The sequence below is a fragment of the Deltaproteobacteria bacterium genome (genome assembly GCA_011773515.1).
Lineage (GTDB): Bacteria > Desulfobacterota > Deferrimicrobia > J040 > J040 > WVXK01.
Window position 1 is genome coordinate 31,314 of sequence record WVXK01000065.1, and the last position, 6,527, is coordinate 37,840.

Sequence of the window (6,527 nt, forward strand, 5' to 3'; positions counted from 1 at the left end):
GGCGCTCTTTCCCTCTGCCTGTTCGGGGCTCATGTAGTAGGGCGATCCCGCCACCTCTCCCTTACGGGCATCCCGGGCAAAGGTGGCCAGGCCGAAATCCGCTATCTTGGGCGAACCTCCCACGGTGAGCATGACGTTTGAGGGCTTGAAGTCCCGGTGGACGATACCCCGCGCGTGGGCGTACCCCATGGCTTCGGTCATGGAAACGCCGAGGCGCGCCGCTTCCGGAACGGTTATGTGCCCCCGCTCCCTTAAAAGGTCCGTGAGTTCCCCCCCGCGGACCAGCTCCATAACGATAAGAATCCGGCCTCCCTCCTCGACGAAGTCATATACCTGGACGATCCCGGGGTGGGTCAGCTGGGCAAGGACCTTCGCCTCCCTGCGAAATCGGGAGGTAAGCTCGGGATTTCCCGCAAGGTCCCGGTGGAGCTCCTTTATGGCCACGTCACGCTCCAGGACTGCGTCGAATGCGCGGTAGGTTATGCCCGTAGTCCCCTTTCCCAGGGCCCCCTTGACACGGTACCGGCTGTTTCCGCCAGATTGGAGGAACCCGCTGCTTCTGCCCGCCTCTGACTGTCCGCTCTGCTTCACCGGGGGAGAAACCAGGAGGGTCCTTTCGGGATCGGGCTCTTTCCCGAGGACCTTTTTGTCTATGGCGCCTGTTTTGTTTTTCAGGGAGGCGATTTGATCGGCGCAGGTGGCCAGCTTCAGGGCGGAGCGGTACAGGATCACGCTTTTTGAGGGCTCGCCCTGGAGGTGGGCGTCGGCCTGCGCCTCGATCTTCCGTGCCTTCCTGTCGGCACTTTTCACGGCTTCTGGAATGTGCAGAAAAAGGAGCAGAAAAACGAGCCCCCCCGAGGAAAGCCAGAGGACGCTTCGCACCTGCTCCTTTTTATCGGCCAGCCGCGGGTTGGTGTACGTTTTCTTCATCAATCCGAAGAGCTCCTCGTGGACGCGGGGAGGGTACTGACTTTCGAGCAGGGAGTCTATCGCTCCCGCGATGACTGTGGGGACCGTCAAAGCCAGCACCACGATGGCTACCTGGGCTATGCGGGCGGTTGCGAGCCAGTGGAGGGCGACCGCCGGCTTTTTTACCAGGACCGGTACCAAGCGCACCCCCTCGCCCGTCCTTTTCACGAAGGCCGCGAGCTTATTTTTGAAAAAATCGACCAGTTCTATCCCTCCGTAGCCTGCAGGGCTCCCGCCCTTTTCCGGGGAATCGGATCCTCTCTGGGTGCTATTTCGGCACATTTTTCCCCGAACTTGACCCGGTTGACCGGTCCTTTCCCTCGATTTCACCGGCAGACACCGAGCCTAGATCCTCCCATCGAGCAGCGCCCGTATATCCTTTGCCACGTCGGACCCTCTCTTGTACCTTTTCGCCGTTTTCGTGGCCATGAGCTTTTTCACGATGGAGTTCAGGCGGTTGGGCACTTTCCTCGCCACGGTGGAAAGGGGGAGGTGCTTGCCTTTCGATATGCGGTACATGATGGAGGACACGCCGTCGCCCGGAAAAGCCTTCTTGCCCGAGAGAAGCTCGTAGAAGACGACGCCCAGCGAGAAGAGATCGGACTGGGGGCCGACTTTCTCTCCGTTTACCTGCTCCGGCGACATGTAACCCGGCGTTCCCTGTATCATGCGTGTGTGGGTCGTCGAGTGCTCGACGATCCTGGCGATGCCGAAGTCGGTGACCTTCACGGTGCCGTCGTCAAGGAGCATCATGTTGGCCGGTTTGATGTCCCTGTGTATGATGCCCTTTTTATGGGCATAATCAAGCGCATCGGCCACGTCGGCAATGATGCGCATGACTTCCTTGGATGGAAGGAGGTTCCCGCGGCTGCAGAATGCGCGGAGGTCGCTTCCCGCGAGCAATTCCATGGCCATGTATGCCATGTCGTGCTCCTCCCCTGCGTCGTAGATGGTCACGATGTTCGGGTGAGAAAGCCTCCCCGCCGCCTCGGCCTCCTGGGAGAAGCGCTTTTTTACCTCGGCGAGCTGCTCTTCTTCCACATCGGCGTAGGTGAGGGTCTTGATCGCCACCTCGCGGTTTATCTTCGGGTCGCGGCCCAGAAAGACCATGCCCATCGAGCCGCGCCCGAGTTCCCGCAAAATCTCGTACCGACCAAGTGTGGGGTTGGCCCCGGGGCCTGCGTTTTGCATCATCGTGCCCCTGCTCGATGCGTCCCTGCTGATGACAGCGGTTCCCTCTGATGCCTCCAGATTTCTGGCTCTTTTTTTCGCGTCTTTGAAGCCGCCGGCTTTCAGGATATGCTCATAGACGGCTATTGCCTTCGCGGGCATTCTCTTTCTCTCGAAATCCAGCCCGAGGTTGTAGAGGAGCACCTTGACCGACTGGTCCCTCACGGGGCACTTCATGAACTTCTCGAGGGCCAGGTCAAGAAGTCCCTGGTTCTGGAACGACAGGCCGAGCATCTTATTGCTCTCGATGGTGTCGGCCTCTTTTGCGGACCTCTTACCGAAGGAAACGTATTCCCTGGTGACAACGGAGAGGTAGCCCGCTAAAAGGAGCAGGGATGGGGAAAAGAGCATGACCCAGTATCCCAGGGAGAAGAAAAGAAATGCCGCCGCCGCGAAGGCAGGCAGAATAGACAGAACGATGAGGAGTCCCCCCACTTTTACCCCCACCCGCGGCAGGATGAAGGAGACGAACACGCCGAAATAGGCGATGACCAGAAACTCTATGCCGAATGCCCACCTCGGGCGCACGATATGGTTGTCCCTGATGATGCTGTCCACCGCACCTGCGGCTATTTCGACGGCGGACAAAGACTCGCCGGACGGGACAGGATAGCGCCTGGCGCCGGCTCCCGTGTACCCGATCAGGACCGCCTTGCCCCTGAACTCCTTTCCCTCTACCGTGCCCCCCATGACGTCGGCAGAGGAAAAAGCGGGGATTTTTTCCCTGCCCCCGAAGTTGGGGAGCATGCGGAAATCTCCGTCCGTGGGGATGTGGGTTTCTCCCATGCCAAGCCCCGGGACTGCGTCATCGACCCGAAGGGCGGCCACAGGGCGAGTATCGTTAATCAGATAGGCGAGGGCGATCTGGAGGGCGAAGGAGGGGTAGTACCTGCCCCGGTAAGGGACGAGCAGCGCCTCGTGCCTCACCGTGCCGTCCCCGTCCGGTATAATGTTTCCGTGGCCGAGGGAGCGGGCAGCCGCGGCGAGCCCACCGAAGGGGTGCTTTACGCTTTTCGCTTCTTTTTTCCTCCGAATCAAGGCGGGAAGGGGGTTTTTCAGGGACAGAAGGTCGGCTTTGACGCGCGTAATATTGACGGGAGGAGTGTCGATAACGACCGAGTTTTTCTCGAGAAACGGGGGTACTTCGTCTTCGCCGGCCTTTCCCGTCACGGCGAATAGGAAGGGATATACCGCGTTGCCCGAAGATTTCGCCGACGATACGAGCCGGGGGTCCCCCTCGAGCTGCCTTTCCGCCTCTTTCAGCGACCGGTACAGCTTCCTGATCCCCTTGCCCTTCGTGTTTTTGAGGTTATCGGATACCTTCCGCACCGAAACGAGGCCGGGGATCGACTCCCTCTCGGGGTAGAAAATGTCGACACCCACCACTTTCGGCCCGTAGCTTTCAAGGCGCTCGACCAAGCTGGCTGTGTGCGCCCGGGGCCAGGGCCAGCTCCCCTGGGCCTCTTCGCTTTTTTCATCTATCGCCACGACGACCACGTCCGCCGGGGCGCCGCTTTTTCTCATCCGCGACATCAGATCGTAAGCTGCGTAGTCGAGCCTGTTCAGGGGGAAATATTCGAGGGAAGAGGCCCCCAGAACGAGCAGGGTGAGCCAGATTCCCAGAACCCAGTCCTTGAAAACGAATCGCAGTATCCGCACGCCTATTCTCCCCGGGTCGGGAGGCCCTGTCGTTTTTCCTCCCGGGCCCCGCTGTTCCCTGTTCCACCGCAGGGGAAAGTTCCCGGGACACGATACCCGGCGGGCCGTGAAAATTCCACGGACCGGGCCGTTCGAGGTGTTTTCCCCCCTGTGATGGCGTACCCTCCCATTACTTTTTTTTCGGCAGATGCGATAGATAGTTTAGGGGGAAACATCGAGGGGAGACGGGCGAAAGGTCTCTGGGGCAGCAAACCTACGAAAATTAAGCACTATTTTCGCTTATTCGTATTTTTCCCGGAGGGCTTTTCGCTTCGCAAGGATGTAGACGAGGGACTCCTGGATCTTGAAGGTGACCAGGCCGAGGGCTGCCCCGGCGGTGAGGTTGTGGGTGAGAACGGATGCGAGGGCCGTGACGACTGCGGCGGCCGCGTGGTTTCCCCTGACGAGGATCTTTCGGGCGAGGAGGGCGTGAAACACGCCGACGATCACCAGGGGTACCCCCAGAAAGGGCAGGGGGAAGCCGAAGAGCACGTGCTGTGAGTAGCGGCCCGGCAGGAGGGCGATGAGGAGGAAGAGGGCCCCAACAGTGGCTGTTGCCCGGCCGGTCCGGGCGCCGAACCGGTAGTGGGCCGTGAGGCCACCCGAGCCGTGGCACATGGGAATACCCCCGAGAAGGGGACTCAGCACGTTCCCGATGCCGATGCTCGTGGCCAGGCTTCGGAGCGTCACCCGTCGGCTCCTTTCCCGGAAGAGATCTTTTGCCGTCTGGATGGTGGCCATCACGGAGTTTCCCACGGTGAGCCCCAGCTGGGGGATGACCAGCGCCACGAGGGGGAAGAGGAGGCCGTCGAGGCTCATCACCGGGGAGAGGGTTTTTGCCGCGGGACCCGCTGCCGCGACAGATGCCGGATCCCCCCTTACGATGGCGATGATGACTCCTGCTGCCAGCACGGGAAGTATCGGAGGAAGAGCCCGTATGAAGAGGAGCGTGGCGGCAAACAGCGCCGCCGCGAGCATGGCGAGAGGCGGACTCCCCAGGGCCATCGATACTCCCGTTTTTGCCAGGATGATGCCCAGGGCGAGCTGGATACCCCTTATCACCGGCAGGGGAAAGAGTTTTTGCAGGATCCCGGCGGCACCGGGAATGAGCAGCAGGAGCATGATAGCGCCGAACTCGATCCCCGCCACGTGGAGCACTTCCTGCGAAAGCCCCGACGCGAGGGCGATAGCGGCCATCGCTTTGAGCGGCTGCACCGGCATCGGGATGCCGAACCATGTTCCCGACAGGAGGTAGAAAAGGCCGGCTGCGAGAAATATCCCCTGGAGGTCGAATCCGTTCTCGATGACCAGGGCCAGGGCGAGGGGAACGAATACGCCGACGTCTCCCAGGCCACCGGCGATCTCGTTCAGAAGGGTTTGGGACCTGTTTTCTTTACCGGGCATAATGGAGTCTGTCCACAGGGTCCCTGCGCCCTGAGGCTGTCAACCTCCATGGATTTGCTCTCCTACATCTGCGAGACGGGCGGCTCTTCCGCCGACTGCGGGACGTGGCACTGGGTGCAGTTGTACCGGATTCCCACGACGTCCTCCATAGTGGCTTCTCCGGTATGCTCGTTCTTCAAATGGGATGGCGGGACTCTGGCAGCCCTGCTGTGGCCGTCTCCCATCTCTTCACCCTCCAGGTGGCAGTCGAGGCACTCGTTCGTGGACCTGTCTATCGTAAAGCTGGAAACCCGGTGGGGAACGAGAGGAGGCGCGATTTCGTAGGGGCGGGCCAGGGGCGATGTCTCTCCCGGATCTTTCCCCGTGTATACGTTCATGCCAGGCTTGCCGGTTACGAGCCCCTTCTCGCGGTAGACGTTTCCCGACGTTGCCCCGCAGGCTCCGACCAGGAGAAGGGCAAGAAACAGGCCCCATCGCTTATTCTTACGTGCCTTCATTGGTATCCCCCGGGTTTGTCATATCTTTTCAATTTTAACCGCACACTTTTTAAAGTCGTTCTGCTTGGATATGGGGCAGTAGGCATCGATGGTGACATCGTTGATCATGACATCCTCGTCGAACCACGGTACGAAGACCATCCCCTGCTGCGGGGTGACCCTTCCGCCCACCTCTACGAAAATATCGACCTGTCCCCTGCGCGAAAGTATCCGCACCTTGTCACCCGTTTTGAGCTGAAGCTTTTGCGCATCTCCGGGGTGCACGTTCGCCGTGGCGTGAGGGTAGGACCGGTAGAGGCTCTTTACCCTCCTGGTCATGGTACCCGAGTGCCAGTGCTCGAGGACCCTGCCCGTGCACAGCCAGAACGGATATTCGGCGTCCGGTACTTCCGGGGGCGGCTCGTACGGTCGAAGCCAGATCGTGGCCCTGTCGCCCTGCTTCTTGTTGCCGTAGAACTGAAACTCTTTCCCCTCCTCCACGTAGGGGTCATACCCCTCCCTGAAGCGGATCAATGTCTCTTTCCCGTCCACTACGGGCCACCTGAGCCCTCTCGATTCATGGTACGCGTCGAAGGGCGCAAGGTCGTGGCCGTGGCCCAGTCCGAACTTCCTGTACTCCTCGAAGAGGGCCTTTTCCACGTAGAAACCTGCCGATTCGCTTGCATCCGAGGGCCTCTGCCCCGCAGGTACGGGGTAGTCCGCCTTCGGGTAGTCGAAGAGTTTCCCGTG

The 6,527-nt window shown here is 60.5% G+C and carries 4 protein-coding genes and 1 pseudogene (1 of these 5 only partly in view); all 5 read right to left on the reverse strand.

The features are described 5' to 3' along the window. The coding region (locus GTN70_08105) for a protein kinase (protein NIO16948.1) at positions 1 to 1,251 on the reverse strand (1,251 nt) is incomplete at its 3' end. 63 nt (positions 1,252 to 1,314) lie between these two features. Continuing rightward, complete coding sequence (locus GTN70_08110; GenBank protein NIO16949.1) at positions 1,315 to 3,858, reverse strand: CHASE2 domain-containing protein; 2,544 nt, start codon at positions 3,856 to 3,858, stop codon at positions 1,315 to 1,317. Between the two features lie 279 nt (positions 3,859 to 4,137). Then, on the reverse strand, positions 4,138 to 5,301 hold the full coding sequence (locus tag GTN70_08115) for a hypothetical protein (GenBank protein ID NIO16950.1): 1,164 nt from the start codon (positions 5,299 to 5,301) through the stop codon (positions 4,138 to 4,140). Between the two features lie 62 nt (positions 5,302 to 5,363). After that, positions 5,364 to 5,798: a hypothetical protein gene (locus GTN70_08120; protein NIO16951.1), complete on the reverse strand. Its 435-nt coding sequence runs from the start codon at positions 5,796 to 5,798 to the stop codon at positions 5,364 to 5,366. Positions 5,799 to 5,816: 18 nt separating this feature from the next. Then, a pseudogene (locus GTN70_08125) lies at positions 5,817 to 6,527 on the reverse strand (molybdopterin-dependent oxidoreductase) (it continues 1,697 nt past the right edge of the window).